An 18240-nucleotide genomic window follows, 5' to 3' on the forward strand; every position below is an offset into this window, starting at 1 on the left:
AGCATCTGGGCATCTCCCGAGTACACGGTGCCATCGTTGGCTTGGACTCCAGTTGGCTCATGGACTGCAGCAGCAGGCCTGAGAAGGCTCAGTGCTACAGCCACAACTAGCACTACTAGTACCAGTCTCTCTCGATTCAATCTATCCATCCTCCGCCCACTTGCTGGGCCCCTATCTCATCGGGCACCAATCTTATATTTTTTTTTGGTTATTTGACCGTAAGGGTAATATGCCGCTGCAAGATGATTAGTCGGGACATCCTATGGGCGAGAAGAAAGACGAGCCTCGGGGACTGAGGCCATCTGTGGCCGGAGCAGTAATGCTGATTGTAGTCTATCTGGCTCCTTGGTGGTTTGTGGCTGATAGATTCACCATAACAATCGGGGCCGTTGGATGGGCGTTGATAAGCAGCTCGGCCGGGTCATCGCTCACGATACCGACCATACTTGAGCTGATTCCCACCCTCCCTGTCCAGGGCTTATACCTGCTGATTCCAATAATGGCAATGCGCTACTACGAAGGCAAGACCACACTAAAGAAGGCGCTACTTGTCGGAGCCCTTGCCTATGCACCGATTCTCTTCATAATACTGATGACCTTCCTGCCCTCCCTCTGGGATCCATACTGGCCCTACAGACAGCTCATAGGTGTCCCTGTGCCCCTGTCCCTGCTTGCGCTCTATCTACTGGCGAGGTTGAAACCATCGCCTGTTGACTCGTCCGGTGACTGGCTACAATCGAGATCAGTCGCCAACACGGAAGCAGAGTCCGGAATACTTGGTGAATCCGCCGTTGCGGCAAGTGATGAATCCAGCTGAGCAACGGGGAACTCTCTACGATTCACCGCCAATCTCGCGGAACGCTACAAGCAAGGTGTCTGCCTACCGGATCTTGTGGTTCATGTAGCTTGCAACCAGCGCGGTGAGTACTGCCGCGATGTTGACAGCCAGAGGATAGATGAACAGGGAGTCCAAGAAGGAGAGCGTCGCGAGCCAAGAGGGTTCATTCGACACTGCAGCAATCCCGAACGGCACGAAGTAGAACATGAGGAAGAGACAGGAAAGGAGTGCAACTCCTACGAAGACGGGCATATCCTCAGTTGACCTTGCGAATGTGGAGAGCCTTGACATGAAGTCAGTGCGGTCCTGCTGCCTTCTTCGGACCTTACGCTTTGATATGATGTTAGCCCAGCGGTACATTGCCTCAGCCATGAGGACATAGGCGCCTCCAAGAACTGCCATGGCACCAAGCGCAACGATAAGCTGGAGCTCTGCACTCAGGACTCTCACGTACGTCTGAGCGTGCCACAGTACGGGAACCTGGACGAAACCAGCTATGCCCAAGAGCATAATCACAAGCCCGGGCTTACTGCCACGTCTCCACCAAACTACTAGGCTCATCTTGTTCTACCTGGTTGCGTAGTGTGGTCGCTCAGGCATTCCGTGTCTTCTTTAAGGTTTTGGGAGCGCCGAGTTTGACTACCTCCAACCTGAACCAGTGTTCATGTTCCTCGCTTAGTACGACTGTAAAGCCAGACCTACTCATCATGTCAGTCACAGTAGTGGGATTCTGGTCCTGGTTTCCGTGCACCCCATAGCCGACCTGTGAGACCGTGCCATCAGGGAGCGTATAGTGTATGTTGATGACAAAGACATCCTCCGTGCAGTCAATCTTGGATGCAAGTACTGAGACTGTCGCGCCCTCCTGCAGCACTCTCCACACCTCCTTCAACACTGCGTGTTTCTTGTACCATGAGCGCATATAGCACAGAGAGAACCAGAGTGTCGATATGGCAAAGGACTCGTCTTTGAATGGCAGATACTCCGCGTCTGCCACTATCCACTGTGGCTCGGAGCCATGTATTCGTGCTTCGAGTATCTCATCCAGACGTATGTCTACTGCACAGACTCTCGTGCCCTCGACCCTTGACACGATGCCTTCCCCGCCACCCCCAATGTCTATGATTAGGCCCTGTTTCGAGACTCTCTCCACGGTGACCTCTTGTAGTGGTGTTTCAAATCTCGACCTCGCTTCGGGCATGTTATAGTCTCAATCTGTGATTGGCACACCGGCTTTAAACGCAATGAGAAGCGCGAGTCATATGACAATAGAGCGTGTGTTTCCACAATTCTTTTAACCAGTCAGTAAGAGAACGGATTTCGAATGTGCCGGTAGATTAGCCCGGCCATGGCCTCAGCAATGAGGCTGTGGGGAAATAGATCGCCTCCTTGGCAACAGCAGAACTAGGTCTGTTAACCAAAGTGGAGGAGGTCCCGTGTTCAAATCACGGCCGGTCCACCATCTCCTCATTCTCGGGCGAGGATCAGTGACTTCATGATGCCACTTGAGCAGTAGTCCTGAGCTCGATTCTGTTACCGAATAAGAGTCCTGAAGATGAGAGTACTTCTAGGCGAGACTCAAACAATCTGGTTTCGTACGTCGCCCACGGTGACTGAAGAGTTACCGGTCCTAGCCTCGAACGCGTGCGCCCCAGACCTTCTTGTGGGCCCAGTTGTAGCTCCGCAGTCTGCTTGACACACCGTAGCCGCACGCAGCGCACCTCTTGTGCCTGACATGATAGGACCTTCTGCCGCAGCGTCGGCATCTGATGTGGTGCGGATTGTTCTTCTTACCCTTTGACGGTGTTCCCTTACCCATTTGTGCACTACTCCTTTGTGGGTTCTTTGGGTGGCGGTGACACGAGAATCACGTTGTCACCACGCACAATCACAGTATTGATCGGCTCAGCCTTCTCAGAGGTCTCATCGACTGAGATCTCCTCAGCTGTTTCCAGTATTAGATTCAGATGCTGATCGTATCCGCGCAGGCGTCCTTTGAGCTTCTTTCTTCCCTTCAGTTCCACAAGTATCTGAGCACCAATGGACTTCTGGAGGAGCTCCATGGGTCTACTTGAGTTCACTGAAACCACCAACAAAGAACACTCACCATGACACCTGAGTTCATGATTCTCGGGCTCAGGCCAGGGGACTACTTAAAAAGATGACGATGAAACGGAGTCTTCAAGCCACATCCAAAAGAGCGGCGGGACACTACTCAATATGGGAGCGTTCCAGTATGCCCAAGATTGAACGCATCAAGAAGCGCCACCTGATGAAGATCAAGGAACAGAAGGACCTTCTGGACCAACTGAGCCGAGACCTAGACACCCCCATAACCGCCTCAAAAGAGTGGCGGATTGAAGAAGGTGAGCTTGAAGACGGTTCGAGAGTGTTTCTGTCAGACGGTGTAATCCTGTTCTTTGAGTCCTCGGGACGAATGCTGCCCACACTGAGGGTTCTGCTTGATGGCGCAGTGCGAATCCCTGAGGTCGCAGTTGACATGGGTGCTGTGCGTTTTGTCACTAACGGTGCAGATGTCATGCGTCCGGGCGTTACCAGAATAAGCGATGGTATTGCCCGAGACTCTGCAGTGGCTATTGTCGATGAAAGGCACGGCAAACCGTTGGCAGTCGGTATCTCAATCATGAGTAGCGAAGAGATGCGCGCGGCCACATCAGGAAAGGTGGTCATCAACAGACACTACGTGGGGGACCCGTATTGGGAATTTGGCAAGGCGTAGTAGCTATCAGAACGCCTTGAGCACTGTTGCACTATTCTTGTTCATCATCGCCTCTTCCCGGCTCTCGTCCTGACCACGTCCAGAGCTGCTCTATACACTGTCTTTGCCATGACGGAGTCGAGTCCACAATTACGTGCGAACCTGTCCCGTGCAAGGTCTGATCTTGAGGGGTCTATGTCTCTGTGTACAATCTCGTCAATGGTCTTGTAACCATGTTCGAATAGCGTCCTCGCCTCGCTTCTCAACAGTCCCCTTGTTATGCCTCGCTCATCTGATATCCTGAGTTCAAAGAGGTCCGACTCACCCATGTCCTCCTTGCATCCATACCTGAGTTGTCTGGATAGCGTCTTGAATCTCCGCGCCAGCCGCTCCCTTCTCGTCCTATCAAGAAACTGGGAGATACTAGTGGCCGTATCACTTGCTAGCTGTACAAGTGTAGAAAGGTCTCCCTCATCTATGTCGCCGATTGTGAGCTTGTCCTCTGCAGAGTCTGCCTTCTGGGTCACTGCTGATGTAATCACTTCAGCGACTCCCTTCTCCGAAACCCATCCGTGTAGCACCAACTCCTTAAGGGCTGTTCGCTTCTCCACACTGTCCATGTACCACTTCTCAATCTCCTCCAATCCCGCCATGTCCATCTCTATCTGAGATGGAATGACGGTTCTGGGTCTTGCAGACTGCACGAGTCGTGTTGCAAGGACCACTTCTAGCATGACCTTTGTGTCTGGGTTCTCGCCAAGAACCTTAAGCCTGTCCCTTATTCCTATCAGGTCGAACAGACCCAGCCCGGAGTCTATTGCTACACGTTCTTCCTCTGCTAACTGGTACTCCGTCTGATCGAGGACTATGTGTCCCTGTTGCTCCAACCACCTGAAGAGCTTGTTGAACTGCTCCCTTGTGCGCTGTGCATGGTCATCAATCACAGCAGCAGCGAGAGTGCCAGCCACAATGGTCAGTACCGATTCCTCGAGGCCATCTCGTGTGAACCTCTGCTGTCTTGCGGCCTCCCTCACAACGACACTGGTAAAGAGTGACGGGTCCATCATCTCCGGTACAATCGGCTCGATAGGCCCGTGCAGGAGCACACTCTGCAGCTTCTCGATGCTGTCAAACTGCCTGATTGGAGGATGGTAGACGACATATACTGTTCCACCATGCTCGCTCAGATGATACTCGCCTATCCTCCCTGCGATCTGAAGATACCTTGACCTTGTGAGGTTGAAGCCCACTCCCGACCATGGCGTCAGCATGAGTATCACCGAATCGAATGGGAAACTAGTGCCTGATGTGATTCCAGTTGTTGATGCGACGGTCTTCACAGCCCCCATTCTGATTGCAGTTTCGAGGCGTCCTCGCAAGTCCGCGTCAAGTCCTGCATGATGGAATGCTACACCTTTCTCAAGCAAGTCCTTCAGACGGCTTGCAGCAGGTAAGAGGTCACCCTTGCCCATAATCATCTCAATGACCTCTGGTGCAATCTTCAGAGGTCGTCTCTTGGCAAGACTCGCCGCGAGCATCTCTGCGCCAGCTCTTGACCCTGCGACAAACAGAAGCGACTTCTCGTCATCAGGTCGAATGTGCTCAAGCACTGCATCGGTCAGATTTGTGAACTTGCTCCTGTATCTCTGAGTCCCATCACTGCTGAGGATTTCTGTGCCATTCTCGACCACCCTGACTGTAAACTCGTCTGGAGTCAATCGCACACTTGGCCTGAATATACTCGCATTCAGCCACTCTGCAACCCTCTCTGTCTCTCCGAATCTGGATGACAATGCTATGAGCTGAGCTCTCTGTTTCAGAAACGAGATGACATAGTCGATCTTAGCACTTCTGTCCGTACCGAGGTTGTAGGCATGGACCTCCTCTGTCTGAGAAGAGAGCTCTGGCAGTTCGTCGATGACCACAAGAGAGAGTCCCTCTGTCCATCTCTGTCCCTCCAGAATTGAGTTCAGCACAGACTCGTATATTCCAACAACAAGATGCGCGTGCTCCAAGTCCTCCTGAGCCACTTCTGATTGGCCGTCATATCTGATGTATGTGTAGCCTATCTTGTTCAGTAACTCGCCATACTCATCAATTATCTGTCTGGTCAGGGACAGGTAGGGGCTTACGTAGAGGCAGCGAAACCCCTTCTCAAGTCGGTTCAGGACGACCATCATCGCTAGAAAGGTCTTTCCTGAGCCGGGCGGCATCTGTATGAGAAGGTTGCCTCTCACCTCCCCCACCTCTTCGAGGAACCTCTCCTGTGCAGGCAGCAGTCTGATGAAGTTCTTATGTTTCAGAAGCAGGGTTGCAGCCGACCGCATTTCTGTGTCAGTTCTCACTTCGCCCTGGAGAGTGCTTATTGCGGCCAGAGCAAGTCGTCCCTCGTAGGTTATTCTGAACCGCCGATTCTTCTTCCCACTCTCTCCAGTCGCTTGTATGTAGCCTGCGGCTACCAGCTTCTTCATGCTGTCGTAGAGTGTACCACCGGAAGTTATCCTCTGCTTTGCCTCCTCGAAGTCCGCCTGCTCTCGTGTCTTGCCGGCAGTCCTTTTCTTTGTCAGTCCCGAGTACCCTGAAAGCCTGAGAACGCCGATGACAACATCTTCCCAGCTCAACTCAGGTATTATGCCACCGGGGCTCGGACTAAGAGTCCGCAGGATTTCGACAGCATATCTGTTTGCGAGGGCCTTGATGTTCTCACGGAGTCTTGTTGGTCCATCGCAAGCCTTCTTCTCTGACATCTCAATACTCGGATGTGGCGAGCTTCACTATATGTCCTTTTTCAGAGTACGATAATACTCGCACTTTTCTTCATCCATGTGACTGGCCAGCTCATCCACAGGTGAGCCTAGAATGAGGTATGTCTTCAGACGTAGCAAGGATGCAGCCCGTACAGAAGAGTCCCCAACAGTCCGTTCGACCAGCATGGGACTGTTCGCCCCTTCGGTGGAGGCCGCCAGGGCAGACCCTATGCGGGAGCAGAAACGGCTGTCCGAACTGGATGCGATATTCATCCGGTCCAAGCGTCTTGAGTCACTGGATGATGTTCCATTCGTGGTCAACGAGGTACGTGATGGGAATATCGTTCTGCTTGACATAACTCGCCTGAACAAGGGCGATGCTCAGAGCCATCTTGAGCTGAAGCGGATAATCGAAAGGATTCGCGGAGCAACACGCGCTTTCAGTGCGGACATTGCATTGGTGAATGACGGCTGTGTGATTGTCACCCCGTCATTTGTGAAGATGTAGTTCCTGAAGGCGAGTCCTGTTTCTGTTCTACCGCAGCTTGATGCTCTCTGTCACCATCAGTGACCTTGTGTCTATGTTGAGTGACTTATGGATGGCAGATGCCAGGTTCAGGCACTTGGAGGCCTCCCCATGGCAGGTGAGTATCTTCTCCGGCTGCGGGGTAATCCTCTTTATGAAGTTCAGAATCTGCTTCCTGTCAGAGTGTCCTGAGAACCCCTCGACGGTCTCCACGGTCATGTTCACAGGAACAACCAAGACCTGGCCGTCGCGAGTACGCATCTGGGCCTCCTTCCAGCCCTTCTGAATCCTTCGACCAAGCGTGGACTCTCCCTGATATGACACGAAGATTATCGCATTCTTCTCGTCTGGTGCGAGCAGTCTGAAGTACTCGACACTTGGTCCTCCCGCAAGCATACCGGATGTCGCCATGATTATGCATGGTTCACCATTCGCTATCGACTCTCTCTGTTCTGCGCTGTCGACTTGAACGAATATCTCATTCAGGAAGGGATTCACACCCTGGTGGAATATCATCTCCCGAATTTTCTTGCTGAGCGCCTCCGGGTGAGTGGTGTGAATTGCTGTAGCATCAGCTATCATCCCCTCTATGTACACGGGTACCTTCGGTATTCGTTTCTTTGACACCAAGTCCTCAATCACGAGCATGATCTCCTGTGCGCGTCCCACAGCAAGAACCGGTATCAGTACCTTCCCTCCGCGCTCAATGACTTTCTTGATTATCATCGCGAACTTACGTTCTACTTCCTGCCTTGGCGGCATCTTATCGGTTGGATGACCATAAGTGCTCTCGACTATGAGTGCTTCGAGTCTTGGAAATGTGAACGTGGCAGGTTCGAGAAGCCGAGTCCGGCCAAACTTGAAGTCGCCCGTGTAGGCCAAGTTGTACTGCCCGTCGCCGACATGCAGGTGAACGATTGACGAGCCAAGTATGTGGCCAGCATTATGGAGTGTGAGTCGGACATCTGGTGCTATGTCCGTGACCTCTCCGTAGGACAGAGGCACCGTGTGGATGACCGCCTGCCTGACGTCCCTGTCGCGATAGGGTCTCAGCTTGCCTTCTCTCTCTGCCACGTCAAGGTAGTCCAGTTGCAGCAACGTGGCCAGATTGAGAGTGGGTGCAGTCATGTAGACAGGTCCTCTGTATCCGTACTTGAATAGGAACGGCACCATCCCACAGTGGTCGAGATGTGCGTGGCTGATGATGACTGCGTCAATCTCCTCGAAACTGATCTCTGGCATGTCAAGACGTGGAAATGCTCTTGCTGGTGCTCCCACGTTGACGCCCATGTCAATTATCACATTGCTCTCAGAGGTCTGAAGCAGCATACACTGGCGACCAACCTCGCGGAAGCCTCCGAGTGCAGTGAGTCGAATCCAGCCGTTATCTATCAGAGTAGCCCTGTGAATCCTGCGGCCGATATCGCGCATTGCCTTGTTTCTTGCTGCGGCCTCTGCCTGCATGATGAGCCTGATCTGCTTTATGAGCTTGCTCTCGATTGGCGGTGTCCTCTGCACAGTCGGACGCCAGAATGTCTGACGTGTTATCTCACGGAGCGTGATACCGCTACGACCAATCACCAGCCCTGGTTTCTGGGCCTCGATTATCACCTCGCCCCTTGAGTCATCAAAGTCAATTGCAGTTATCTCTGCCTCCGCAGGGACCAGTTCCCTGACGTTCTTCTCTGCTTCCTCGTGAGGCAGTCTGACTTCTGGTGCAGACCTGACTACAATCCGTTTCCGCATCTTTCGTGCCAGAGCCTTGATTGCATCTCCGTCGTCAAGTAGTATCTTCGGTGCCTTGGAGTAGATTGCTATCTCTGGTCCTTCGTACTCCACCGAACTGATTGCTGCCGAACGGGGCAGTGCTTTCATCAGCGCATCGCGCACATCTGTGTAGACGCTCTCACTCTCTTCAGAACCCATCTAGAATCACATCTCAGCTCTAGGCTTGTTGTCTGCGCCGTTGTTGTTGTCCTCGTGTCCACGTCTCTGGGACTGGACATTGACCGCAGTCTGAACTGCGGACTGACACGAAGGCTGTTGCTATTCGCCTTTCCAGATCTTGAGGATAGTGTCCCTGTCGACTTCCTGGTACCCTTCCTTGTCAATCACGCTCACCAAGATTGAGTTGCCCGAAGCCGCGTCTCTCTCGATTGCCGCAGCGACCGCTCTTACGGCCAGCTCGATGGCCTTCTTCTTTGGAAGGTCATCCTTGTAACCGGACTCGAGTACGCCGAGTGCATATGGCGACCCAGATCCAGTGGCGGTGAACTTGTCAGGAAGGACAGATCCGATGAAGTCCGTATAGAAGACCTGCGGACCCTCCTCATCAAAGCCTCCTACAAGACACTGCAGCAGGTACATCCCTCTGCCTTGGAAGAGGATGTTGCTCAGAAGCTTCGTCAGAGCCTTGACCCTGATTGGCTTTCCGCGTTCTATCTCGAACAGCTTGGCCTCGGCCTTGAGCAGGTCCATCATGGCCTGTGCATCCGCTACAGAACCTGCGATTGTGGCGCCGATTCTGTCAGTGATCTTGTAGATCTTCTTGGCGGTCTTGTTTGCAATCAGGTATCCCATTGTGGCCCGTTGGTCACTGGCCAACACAACACAGTCCTTTGCAACTAAGCCCACCGTTGTAGTTCCGGTCTTCAACTCTGTTGCCGGTTGTGTTTGCTGCTCCAATTTGACTGACTTCCTGCTGATTAGTCGGTGTGTAGGAGAACTAGTGATATGAAACCGCTCTGCAGAGTCGTAATAAAGGTTTCTCAGTGGACGACAATGCGGGACTCGTGCACAGAACGCACAGAGGGCTACCACTTGAACTGCGCGAGTGTCGACTGGGGCAAGTCCGTGTGTCGGCATCAGTGCTGCCATGAGAGGTCATAGCAACCTCTGCACAGCATCTCAGGAGGTCTCTTCAGTCGGATGTGATGTCTTGTTCTCCTCAGGTCTGTCAAATGTGACTACGACCTTCACCTGCTTGGCCTTCTCGTGGACTTGAAGGCAGTCCTTTGCAATGCCAATCTCAGCATACTGGACACCATCGATGTAGCGACTCTCCTTCGGTAGCTCCACAGTGATTGTGTCCCCGTCAAGCGTGACTGAATACTTGTCGTCTGGCAGTATTGGGATGCGCCTCTTGACAATGGCCTTGAGTTTCTCCTGTACGTCGCTGACTATCCCTCGCACAGTCACATCAAACACGAGTGTCTGACCGGCAAGAGGACTGTTGAAGTCTACCCGACAAGTCCTGCCCACTGACAGAGTGATCACTCCCTCTTCTTGACCAAACTTCACTTTCTCTCCGACGTACCCCTTGACGCCGTGCTTGGCGAGTTTCATCTTGGGTATCATCTTGACCTTCTTCGGGTCCTTGGGTCCAGCTCCTTTCTCTGGAGGAACCTCAATTCTCTTACTCTCGCCAACCTTCATTCCAACAAGCTCATCCTCAATGGCTCCAAGCAGCCAATTCCAGCCCACCGCTACGAGGATGGGTTCGTACCTGCTGTCCTCCTTGTAGATACCCTCCGCCTTGGCTACATCCTCCAGTGTCAGGTCGAATACCTGACCGTCCTCCTTTGTCCTGCCAACATAATCGAGGTAGATTAGACTGCCCTTGGACACGGTGCCCTCGGTCTCTGCCCTTTCCACTGCGCCTTGCGTCTCCTCCTTTCGAGTTGGCTTCTTGGTCGCAGATTTCTTGGCCTTGGTTTCCTTAGGGGTTTCCTGCTCGGTCATCTTGCACTTCTCCAGATGTGCCCTTTTCAGCCGCCCTCATTACGAGCCTCTTAAAACGATTTGCTTGAGTATGTCCTCGGCGTGGTATGTGACATGCTAGGAGTGGCTCGTGGTCGGCGAGATCATGTTGCTTCAACACCACTCTACGCGTTGACAAGACCTCTCTCCGCACCGAGGGCGGCCTGTGAGAGTCTTCGTCCTCTCAGTACCTGAAGATGCTCGAAGAAGAGATTGGCCTCTGCCACGACTTCTGGAGCCAGCGACTGCTTTCTCATGTAGTCCATGATGGCGTCAGGACGAGCAAGTGAAGACACCACCACATAGAGGCATCCACCATCCGTAAGATGTCCGACCGCCTGATTGATGAGCCGAATCGTTACTTCTGTGCCAGTCTCTCCACCTATCAGGGCACAGTCAAGGGATGATGTCAGTCCGTCTGCAGGCAGATATGGTGGATTGAAGGCGATTATGGAAAAACGCTGGCTGGACCGGAGTGCCCCGAGTAGGTCCGACTGAACAACCCCGAAACAACTGTCAATCCTGTTTGCCCGTGCATTCGAGGAGGTGTTGCGCACGGCTTCAAGGGATATGTCCAGAGCAAGAACGTACCTTGCCACCTTGGTCGCGGAGAGAGCTATGAGACCGGTCCCACATCCCACGTCGAGTAACGTGTCGCCGGGGGTTGCTTCAATCGAGTCGCACAGGAGATACGAGTCCTCGGAAGGAGGATACACATTGGGAAAGGTCACAATCTCGAGGTCATCCGATCTCAACATGTCTCACTCCAGTTGAGGCAGCAGTCCCTCGTCAATCATTTGGCTGACCTCATCTGCAAGAGTCACAAGGTCTTCTAGGGTCAACGTTCTGATTCGTTCCTCCCCATGGAAGCGCTTCTTGCACCTGCTGATTACTGTGTCGGCCAGCTCTCGGTCTAGTCCCAAGTTGGTGAACCAGATGCCAAGTGACTTTCTGAGCTGCTTGTTGGGATAGGAGTAGATGGCATGCACAAGCTGATAGAATGTTGCCCGGTTTCGGGCAAGTGGGCCATCCCTCCTCTTGGTCAGTTTCAGCACAGTTGAGTCCACCGCCGGCTTGGGATAGAACTTAGTGGCAGGCACACTCGTGACCGACTCTGCCACCGCCAGATACTGCACATCAATCGATAGACGCGAGTACTCCCGGGAACCGGGCTTGGCCAGTATTCTGTCTGCGAACTCACGTTGATACATCAGTATTGCCAGTTCAAAGTCAATCTCATTCAGTATTCTGAAGGTGACCTCGGATGATATGCTATATGGGAGGTTGGAGATCACCTTATTGACTTGGGGCAAATCGACTCTGAGGGCATCTCCAAGTATGATCTCCACTGAGGGTGTGTTTCGAAACCTGTCCTTCAGAGCTCTCACCAGTCCTTCGTCTATCTCCACAACATAGAGATGTTCCACTGCAGGTGCAATCTGCTGGGTGAGCATCCCCAGCCCGCCGCCAATCTCAAGCACTCTGTCCTTAGCCGCCAGTGCTGCAGCATCGACCATCCTCTGTGCCACGGTCACATCGGTCAAGAAACTCTGACCATACTTCTTCCTTGGTGTGACCCCATACTTGCGTAGTGTAGAGGCAATGCTTGCGCTGTGCAGAAAGCTCACCTAGACCTTTCTCTATCGTCGTCCTGCGGCGGGGGCCTCACGAATAACCAACGCTTCACATCTTCCTGCAGTTCTTGGATTATCCGTGCAGTCACCACCTTCTTGGGGTTTGAAAGCTTGGTTCGCTGAGCGATATCGTCGAAGTTCTTGAAGGGCTCCTTCTTTCTCTCCTCCAATATGGCCCACATGAGTGTCTGCCCAATTCCCGGTAGCAGCTGGAGCGAGTGCATACGGGTTGTGATTGGTTGAGCCTCATTGAAGAACTGGACGTATTTCATCTCATGTTTGGTGACTAACATCTCCACGACGAGAGGTAGTTCTGCCGCAGCCTCAGGTGCCAGATCCTCGTAGCTTATTCTGCGGAGGAATCGTTCAATCTTGTCCATCGATGCCCTGTCTATGCCAACTCGCTCTTGGGCGTGTATTCGCACACCTCTTTTGGGTAACAGCTCCAGCAAGGTGAGATGTGTTTCGCCAATCGCTTGAACTACCGTCATACCTCTGGATCGGGAGTCTCTAAGGTATGATTTCGGAGGTACCACTGCCAGGACATATGCGTGTGACTCGTACCGCCTATTCTGAGCACCTTCCATGGTTCCACGCTCCTGACAATCGGTCCGTCCGTTGTGCATGGACTCTCATGAAGAGATATAAATGAGTCGTCCAGCACGAAATGCCTTCCCAAGTATCCTAAGACCTGCTCTTAGTGACCAAATCCACAATCTCCGACATCTGTTCGTCCGTGAGATTTGCAGAACGGGCATCTATCAGAGTGCGCAGCTCTTCGATTGTTGTCGGTGAGATATTGACAATCTGGACGGCTTGCCCCCGTGTGAGGTTATATGACTTCATCAGCTTCTCTATCACCTTGGTAGCTACAGCTGGTGTCATCTTGGAGAATGCTGAAGCGTGGTCCAGTGTAATCGTCTGCTGGAAGGACACCTCACCCTCCTTGCTTCTCTTGGCGAGGAGCTTCTTGACGATTGGAAGTGGAATCTCCTCCTCTCCGAGTGTCTCCTTGGGCATCTGGTCTCAGCCTCTGCTGGGGCGAAGGTGTTCAGGGCGAATGATCAAGGTCTTCATGGTCTTCCCCACCGCAACGTCAACAAGAACTGCTCGTCCTCTGGTGCCAGTGACCACGCCTGTCCGTCCGTGAAATCTCTTATGGGGCATCCCCTTGTGGAATCCGGGGTCTATCACGATGTCTACGCGTTGACCTGACTGATAGTCCCGTAGAAGTGAACTGAGGGGGCTCAGTCCCTTCCTCCTAATGTTCTTAGACATCAGGCCTCGCGTGCGACAGCGGAATCCGTGGCTGTTCTTGACCATGAGCTTTCCATCCCCTTTGGCAGTAGGGTCTTCCTGACGGCCTCTATGACTCGGCAGTCGGATTTCCAGCATGACCAAGTCGGTTGTCACTTAAGCATTATGGTCGGTTTCAGGTAGCGCAGACTGCTCTGGGAGAGGACAGATTTGCTCAGTATGTCCTCTGACAGACTGTTGTGAGGTGCTGACACTGTCGGTGGTGAGGTGATCTATCGCCTGTCACCGCCCTCACTATGGAATGGCACCCATGCTGGTGTTGCTGGTTTCAGTGTGCACTGCCACAACATTCAATTCCACGCACTCTGCCACTGCCCCCAGCAGGCCTGCAATCGATGGCTGTGTTCTCTGTTCATCGCCAGAGATTAGCTCCTTCACGTAGGTGCCGCCCTGTACTCTGAGACGCACTTCGATTAGGCCATCGGTTCGAGGTTTCAGTGATATGTCATGAACACGCTTCCTCCTCACCAAGTCACTTCGACGATGGGCAACCCTTGTCGGAGTTCTCTGGTCGATGTCCACACCCTGTAATGCCTTCTCGACTGCCCTGAGTTCCTCTTCTGTCACAGCCCTATCTACGCGCATCAAGGCGAAGTACTCCTTGACAGTCACTGATGCATCTCTCTTCAGAGCCTGCCCCATTTCTCGGCGCGTGACTGAGAGTCCGCTCACTTCAATCCTTCCCTCTGACCTTGACACAATCTCTCTCGCGAGGGATTCCAAGTCAATGTTCCGTATCCTAGGACGTTTGAGTTCAAGGACAAATGGTCGTCCGGAGCCCAGCATTAGAACGTCTATGTCCTCCCGTCCTGCCGCATGGAACTTGAAATCCACGGCTCTTGCAGCCTCTCTTGCGGGTATTCCAATGTACTCTGATATCGAGTCCGGATACCTCCGGCCCGTACCTTTGCACTCGTCGCAGCCCGCCCCACCACATACGGTACAGTCCCATCTGGACTGGGGGATGCCTCTGACTAGTTTTCGGTATCTGCCGTAGATGAATAGGGGCTTCACCTGAAAGCGGACCAGATTCTGTGTCATGTCGAACACGACAACGATGTCGGGACTCTCAAACTCAACTGGTTTCCTCAGGGCTTCCTGCAGGTGTTTTCCCAGTTCACGATTGAAGTGTGATTTGAGGTTCTCACCGTGAAGAAGTCCGTGCACCGACCTGAGTTCGTCTTCTCTTTCTGATAGAACCGGTGCTGGAATGCTCCCGACCAGGAAGCTGTCGTATTCAATCCTTGCGAGTCTCTCGACACAGTACTGGACAATCTCCGGGATTCGCTTGAATACGCTCTGACCATCTAGCGTACAGAGGTGACAGTATGCTGACTCCTTGTAGTCCACACCGTTCTTCGCCGCCAGCTTCTTGGCAGACTCGAACATTCCATTCCCGGCCAGGATAGAGATGATGTTCTTCCCCTTCTCCTTCAAGTCCGTCCGAATCAGCCTATCTGCTGTCATCGTCAGGACAAGCTTGAGCGACCTTCCTCGCTCCTCATTAGATGTACCTGTACCAAGCCAAGCGAATTGCCTACCCATGCAGCCGTCACAGAGTGGATGTCCCTCAAGGAGCCTGAGCGATGCGGTCAGCATGGTTTCGATTGGAATGTCTTCCATACATCAGAGGCTCCAGATGCTCACTGAAGTGAGAGGTTGATAAAGCTGTTCAAGCAGGCTCAGCCCAGCGGCAACAGATACCTGGTTACCGAGACCCCCGTCAGAAGCATCTTGGGTTTCTTCATCAGACCCACTATTACTCTTCGTTGCCGGTCCATGTCCCCCTCCCTCTTCACAATCTCCATCAGACCGTGTTCGCTTATGCCTGATACCAAGGCGTCCAGACCCTTATCCGATAGTGAGGAAAGCAGTTTCTGAGCGACGTACATACTTCGAAGGTCGCTCATGATGGCTCCTCTCCAGCGGTCCTCGTATCGCACGAGGTCTCTCGACGAGACGCAGTCCGCAGACATGGCTTCAGATGCGGTTCGACCTGCGAGAAGTGCCGCCGTACCTCCCATCACTATACCGCCGCCGGTGGTTGCCTTGACCATCCCTGCGGCATCACCAACGACTAGAAGTCCGTCCATGTGTGTGCGTTTCACTGGCATTCCAGAGATGACAACGCCACCCAGCCCTCGCTCTATTGTCATTCCCTTCAGTCTCTCTCTCATTACCGGATGGTGTCTAATGGCAGCATCGAGCCTAGCCCTTGTCATGTTTCGTGCTGCGAGCCCAACTCTCGCGCGGCCGTCGCCACGTGGGATTATCCATGCGAAAAAGCCAGGGGCAATTCTGCGCCCGTAGAACAGCTCTACGATGTTCTCCTCAATGTCAACACTCCTGACCTCGTACTGATATGCGGGCAGCTTCGCCTGGTTCTTCACGGTGGGCATTCCTACATCGTGGATTAGTCGCCCTCTGAATCCCTCTGCGTCGATTACCAATCCTGCCTCTCTCTCCAGTCTATCCTTGCCCACGTAGACTCCAGACACCGCCCCCCTCTTCACTATCAGTCCTCTTATGGGACTGGAGACCTCTACCCCTGCTCCAGCCGTAATAGCTCTTGTTGCAAGCCAGCAGTCGAACGCCTGCCGGCAGAGGACCACCGCTTCATTTCGTCCTCTTTCTATCATGAACGAGCTGCCAGAGGGCGAGTGAATTCTGGCTCCGACTATCTTGTTATCTATGACCTCACTCGGCGGTCTGAGGCCCAGCGAAGCCAACCCTGTAAGGCTCACCAGACCCGCACAGTGATCTGGCTTACCGACTACACCATGCTCTTCGAAGACGGTGACATCATGACCACCTCTGGCAGCTGCGTGGGCTGCAATCAACCCTGTTGGTCCTGCTCCAATCACAACGATGCGTCCGTTCAACTCTGCAGCCTCACAGTACAGGTCCCGAACTACAGGCTTTTTATCTCTCCGTGCTGTTCAGGCTTTCGACTCTCGGTGGCACACCTATGACTGAACGGTTCAAGTACAAGCAGGTAATTGCCGTCCGCACGGATCTAGACATGAGCAAGGGCAAGATTGCTGTTCAAGTCGCCCACGGAGCGGTCAGCGCAGCAGAACGTGCCAGGATTACACATCAGGATGTATGGAAGGCTTGGCTCCATGAGGGTCAGAAGAAGGTGGCAGTGAAAGTACACTCTGCAGATGAACTGCTGGAGATTCAGCGTCTGGCGGTCGTCCATCGCCTCCCCAGCGCGCTGATACAAGATGCAGGGATGACCGAGCTCGAGCCGGGAACCATGACTGTCGTGGCTGTTGGCCCGGGCACATCTGAGATCGTAGACAAGGTCACTGGAGACCTCAAGCTTCTCTAAGAGGGAATACCTTGCGACCGGCTCATCCTCTTGAGCAACAGATAGGGATGGAGTTCTATTCCACTGACTTTGAAGGCATTGGCGGCAGGGTCAAGGCGCGGTATGAGGACTTCCTAGTAGAGGAGATAACACCCGACGGGAACATCCTCTCGTTACAGCCTTGGCCGAATGAGTCTCTGAGGGACCTGCCTGTCCCCTCAGAGGTCCACGGCATCAAGTCAAGATACGTCACCCTCGCAGTGCAGAAGATGGGTCTAAGTACAATCGATGTGGCGAGTATTCTTGCGGCTGAGTTGAGACTGCCATCGAACTCAGTGACCTATGCTGGACTGAAAGACAGACGCGCAATAACCGTTCAGGCCATGTCTATCCCTGCAAACGCGACTGAACGGCTTGCATCGGCGAAGCTGAGTCGGATCCTCGTCTATGATGCAGCCTACACACGCAAGCCGGTTCAGGTTGGTGACCTGTGGGGCAATCGATTCACCATTGCCCTGCGCGATGTTGAGGTGCCGCTAGACACTGCTCTCGACTGTGCTCAGTCACTGCTACAGCATCAACTGCTCAACTACTTTGATGTTCAGCGATTCGGTGTTTCGAGACCATATACTCACGTTGTAGGCCGTTTTCTTGTGAGAGGGGACTTTGAGAGTGCTGTACGGCAGATGCTGGTCACTCAGGACGAGCACGGGTCCACAGCTCTTGCGGAAGCCAGACAGCGTCAGTCTGAGGAGCTCGCACCCGACAAGGCACTCTTGGATGAGCTGCCTGAGGAACTCAGGTATGAGCGAGCAGTTGTTCAACATCTGATCAAACGACCCGGTGACTACGCTGGTGCAATTCGTAGGATTCCTCCTCGTGTACTGACGATATTCGTTCACGCATACCAGTCTTTCCTCTTCAACAGACTGATTAGCGGGCGTATGCGCAGAGGGATGTCCATCGAGCAGCCCGAGGCTGGTGACTTCATCATACAGCGCAGCAGCTCACACTCTGGCCGCGACTCTTGGATCTTCGTCAGTGAACGGCGTATCGATGAGTGTCAGGAGCTTGTGAAGAAGGGGGACTATGTCTTGGCATCTCCCGTCCCCGGTTACTCAACGAAGATGCCTCCCAGCCCGCAGACAGACCTACTGCGCGAGCTTCTAGCTCAGGAGGGGACAGATCTGCTTGACTTCAGGAATCCCGAAATGCGCCCCCTCGACTCCCCAGGAGGACTGCATCCAGTCTCATTACGGGCAGTCAACGCGTCTGCAGTCATCAATGGCTCCAACATCACACTGAGTTTCAGTCTTCAGAAGGGTTCGTATGCAACTGTGGTCTTGCGAGAACTCATGAAGAACCATCCTCTGAACAGAGTGTGATT

At 53.3% G+C, this 18240-nt stretch carries 21 protein-coding genes and 1 tRNA gene; 6 read left to right on the top strand and 16 right to left on the bottom strand.

Annotated elements, in window-relative coordinates:
- The coding region (locus HXY34_02165; protein ID NWF94923.1) for a hypothetical protein at positions 1-149 on the bottom strand (149 nt) is incomplete at its 3' end.
- A 113-nt stretch (positions 150-262) separates the two neighbouring features.
- On the opposite strand from HXY34_02165, the gene HXY34_02170 reads away from it, so the two are divergent.
- Positions 263-817: a hypothetical protein gene (locus HXY34_02170; GenBank protein NWF94924.1), complete on the top strand. Its 555-nt coding sequence runs from the start codon at positions 263-265 to the stop codon at positions 815-817.
- Positions 818-880: 63 nt separating this feature from the next.
- Here the strand turns inward: HXY34_02170 and HXY34_02175 are convergent, their stop codons facing one another.
- Both HXY34_02175 and HXY34_02180 read right to left on the bottom strand, forming a co-directional pair.
- Positions 881-1399: a hypothetical protein gene (locus HXY34_02175; GenBank protein ID NWF94925.1), complete on the bottom strand. Its 519-nt coding sequence runs from the start codon at positions 1397-1399 to the stop codon at positions 881-883.
- 31 nt (positions 1400-1430) lie between these two features.
- A complete protein-coding gene (locus tag HXY34_02180; protein NWF94926.1) occupies positions 1431-2039 on the bottom strand; it encodes a methyltransferase domain-containing protein in 609 nt (202 codons plus the stop codon).
- Between the two features lie 125 nt (positions 2040-2164).
- Between HXY34_02180 and HXY34_02185 the strand changes: the two genes are divergently transcribed.
- Positions 2165-2300, top strand: a tRNA-Ala gene (locus HXY34_02185).
- 168 nt (positions 2301-2468) lie between these two features.
- On the opposite strand, the gene HXY34_02190 is transcribed toward HXY34_02185, so the two are convergent.
- Both HXY34_02190 and HXY34_02195 read right to left on the bottom strand, forming a co-directional pair.
- On the bottom strand, positions 2469-2657 hold the full coding sequence (locus tag HXY34_02190) for a 50S ribosomal protein L37e (GenBank protein ID NWF94927.1): 189 nt from the start codon (positions 2655-2657) through the stop codon (positions 2469-2471).
- 7 nt (positions 2658-2664) lie between these two features.
- A complete protein-coding gene (locus HXY34_02195; GenBank protein ID NWF94928.1) occupies positions 2665-2901 on the bottom strand; it encodes an RNA-binding protein in 237 nt (78 codons plus the stop codon).
- 173 nt (positions 2902-3074) lie between these two features.
- Between HXY34_02195 and HXY34_02200 the strand changes: the two genes are divergently transcribed.
- Positions 3075-3578 (top strand): DUF1947 domain-containing protein, encoded by a 504-nt coding sequence (locus HXY34_02200; GenBank protein NWF94929.1) that lies wholly within the window; start codon positions 3075-3077, stop codon positions 3576-3578.
- 44 nt (positions 3579-3622) lie between these two features.
- Here HXY34_02200 and HXY34_02205 read toward each other — a convergent pair whose 3' ends face one another.
- The gene (locus HXY34_02205) at positions 3623-6304 is read right to left on the bottom strand and encodes a DEAD/DEAH box helicase (GenBank protein NWF94930.1); all 2682 of its coding nucleotides are present in this window, start codon (positions 6302-6304) and stop codon (positions 3623-3625) included.
- 112 nt (positions 6305-6416) lie between these two features.
- Here HXY34_02205 and HXY34_02210 point away from each other — a divergent pair, with 112 nt between their 5' ends.
- On the top strand, positions 6417-6812 hold the full coding sequence (locus HXY34_02210) for a cell division protein SepF (GenBank protein ID NWF94931.1): 396 nt from the start codon (positions 6417-6419) through the stop codon (positions 6810-6812).
- A 27-nt stretch (positions 6813-6839) separates the two neighbouring features.
- Here the strand turns inward: HXY34_02210 and HXY34_02215 are convergent, their stop codons facing one another.
- The 10 genes from HXY34_02215 to HXY34_02260 form a co-directional block, all read right to left on the bottom strand.
- The gene (locus HXY34_02215; protein NWF94932.1) at positions 6840-8756 is read right to left on the bottom strand and encodes a beta-CASP ribonuclease aCPSF1; all 1917 of its coding nucleotides are present in this window, start codon (positions 8754-8756) and stop codon (positions 6840-6842) included.
- A 120-nt stretch (positions 8757-8876) separates the two neighbouring features.
- Positions 8877-9695 carry an archaeal proteasome endopeptidase complex subunit beta gene (gene psmB / locus HXY34_02220; GenBank protein NWF94933.1) on the bottom strand — a complete coding sequence of 273 codons (819 nt, stop codon included), beginning with the start codon at positions 9693-9695 and terminating at the stop codon, positions 8877-8879.
- 42 nt (positions 9696-9737) lie between these two features.
- Positions 9738-10571 carry an FKBP-type peptidyl-prolyl cis-trans isomerase gene (locus HXY34_02225; GenBank protein ID NWF94934.1) on the bottom strand — a complete coding sequence of 278 codons (834 nt, stop codon included), beginning with the start codon at positions 10569-10571 and terminating at the stop codon, positions 9738-9740.
- Between the two features lie 143 nt (positions 10572-10714).
- A complete protein-coding gene (locus HXY34_02230; GenBank protein ID NWF94935.1) occupies positions 10715-11347 on the bottom strand; it encodes a methyltransferase in 633 nt (210 codons plus the stop codon).
- 3 nt (positions 11348-11350) lie between these two features.
- Positions 11351-12217 carry a ribosomal RNA small subunit methyltransferase A gene (gene rsmA, locus HXY34_02235; protein ID NWF94936.1) on the bottom strand — a complete coding sequence of 289 codons (867 nt, stop codon included), beginning with the start codon at positions 12215-12217 and terminating at the stop codon, positions 11351-11353.
- Positions 12214-12849, bottom strand: a complete 636-nt coding sequence (locus HXY34_02240; GenBank protein ID NWF94937.1) for a DUF655 domain-containing protein — start codon at positions 12847-12849, stop codon at positions 12214-12216. The genes rsmA and HXY34_02240 overlap by 4 nt, the downstream gene beginning before the upstream one ends.
- Before the next feature lie 58 nt (positions 12850-12907).
- Entirely contained in the window at positions 12908-13243 is a 336-nt protein-coding gene (locus HXY34_02245) for a hypothetical protein (GenBank protein NWF94938.1), read from the bottom strand.
- Positions 13244-13249: 6 nt separating this feature from the next.
- Positions 13250-13546 (bottom strand): 50S ribosomal protein L21e, encoded by a 297-nt coding sequence (locus HXY34_02250; protein ID NWF94939.1) that lies wholly within the window; start codon positions 13544-13546, stop codon positions 13250-13252.
- A gap of 228 nt (positions 13547-13774) precedes the next feature.
- Positions 13775-15163, bottom strand: coding sequence for a tRNA pseudouridine(54/55) synthase Pus10 (locus HXY34_02255; protein ID NWF94940.1), 1389 nt, complete (start codon positions 15161-15163; stop codon positions 13775-13777).
- A gap of 59 nt (positions 15164-15222) precedes the next feature.
- On the bottom strand, positions 15223-16422 hold the full coding sequence (locus HXY34_02260) for an NAD(P)/FAD-dependent oxidoreductase (protein NWF94941.1): 1200 nt from the start codon (positions 16420-16422) through the stop codon (positions 15223-15225).
- Between the two features lie 86 nt (positions 16423-16508).
- Between HXY34_02260 and HXY34_02265 the strand changes: the two genes are divergently transcribed.
- The gene (locus HXY34_02265; protein ID NWF94942.1) at positions 16509-16874 is read left to right on the top strand and encodes a peptidyl-tRNA hydrolase; all 366 of its coding nucleotides are present in this window, start codon (positions 16509-16511) and stop codon (positions 16872-16874) included.
- Positions 16875-16885: 11 nt separating this feature from the next.
- A complete protein-coding gene (gene truD / locus HXY34_02270; GenBank protein ID NWF94943.1) occupies positions 16886-18238 on the top strand; it encodes a tRNA pseudouridine(13) synthase TruD in 1353 nt (450 codons plus the stop codon).
- Positions 18239-18240: the final 2 nt, after the last annotated feature.

This window comes from Candidatus Thorarchaeota archaeon (genome assembly GCA_013388835.1).
GTDB lineage: Archaea > Asgardarchaeota > Thorarchaeia > Thorarchaeales > Thorarchaeaceae > JACAEL01.

What these genes read in the sequence shown, in the direction of transcription:
- HXY34_02170 (NWF94924.1), top strand. Translation starts at nt 263, where the DNA reads ATGGGCGAGAAGAAAGACGAGCCTCGGGGACTGAGGCCATCTGTGGCC.
- HXY34_02175 (NWF94925.1), bottom strand. Translation starts at nt 1,399, where the DNA reads ATGAGCCTAGTAGTTTGGTGGAGACGTGGCAGTAAGCCCGGGCTTGTG.
- HXY34_02180 (NWF94926.1), bottom strand. Translation starts at nt 2,039, where the DNA reads ATGCCCGAAGCGAGGTCGAGATTTGAAACACCACTACAAGAGGTCACC.
- HXY34_02190 (NWF94927.1), bottom strand. Translation starts at nt 2,657, where the DNA reads ATGGGTAAGGGAACACCGTCAAAGGGTAAGAAGAACAATCCGCACCAC.
- HXY34_02195 (NWF94928.1), bottom strand. Translation starts at nt 2,901, where the DNA reads ATGGAGCTCCTCCAGAAGTCCATTGGTGCTCAGATACTTGTGGAACTG.
- HXY34_02200 (NWF94929.1), top strand. Translation starts at nt 3,075, where the DNA reads ATGCCCAAGATTGAACGCATCAAGAAGCGCCACCTGATGAAGATCAAG.
- HXY34_02205 (NWF94930.1), bottom strand. Translation starts at nt 6,304, where the DNA reads ATGTCAGAGAAGAAGGCTTGCGATGGACCAACAAGACTCCGTGAGAAC.
- HXY34_02210 (NWF94931.1), top strand. Translation starts at nt 6,417, where the DNA reads ATGAGGTATGTCTTCAGACGTAGCAAGGATGCAGCCCGTACAGAAGAG.
- HXY34_02215 (NWF94932.1), bottom strand. Translation starts at nt 8,756, where the DNA reads ATGGGTTCTGAAGAGAGTGAGAGCGTCTACACAGATGTGCGCGATGCG.
- psmB (NWF94933.1), bottom strand. Translation starts at nt 9,695, where the DNA reads ATGCCGACACACGGACTTGCCCCAGTCGACACTCGCGCAGTTCAAGTG.
- HXY34_02225 (NWF94934.1), bottom strand. Translation starts at nt 10,571, where the DNA reads ATGACCGAGCAGGAAACCCCTAAGGAAACCAAGGCCAAGAAATCTGCG.
- HXY34_02230 (NWF94935.1), bottom strand. Translation starts at nt 11,347, where the DNA reads ATGTTGAGATCGGATGACCTCGAGATTGTGACCTTTCCCAATGTGTAT.
- HXY34_02240 (NWF94937.1), bottom strand. Translation starts at nt 12,849, where the DNA reads ATGCACAACGGACGGACCGATTGTCAGGAGCGTGGAACCATGGAAGGT.
- HXY34_02245 (NWF94938.1), bottom strand. Translation starts at nt 13,243, where the DNA reads ATGCCCAAGGAGACACTCGGAGAGGAGGAGATTCCACTTCCAATCGTC.
- HXY34_02250 (NWF94939.1), bottom strand. Translation starts at nt 13,546, where the DNA reads ATGGTCAAGAACAGCCACGGATTCCGCTGTCGCACGCGAGGCCTGATG.
- HXY34_02255 (NWF94940.1), bottom strand. Translation starts at nt 15,163, where the DNA reads ATGGAAGACATTCCAATCGAAACCATGCTGACCGCATCGCTCAGGCTC.
- HXY34_02265 (NWF94942.1), top strand. Translation starts at nt 16,509, where the DNA reads ATGACTGAACGGTTCAAGTACAAGCAGGTAATTGCCGTCCGCACGGAT.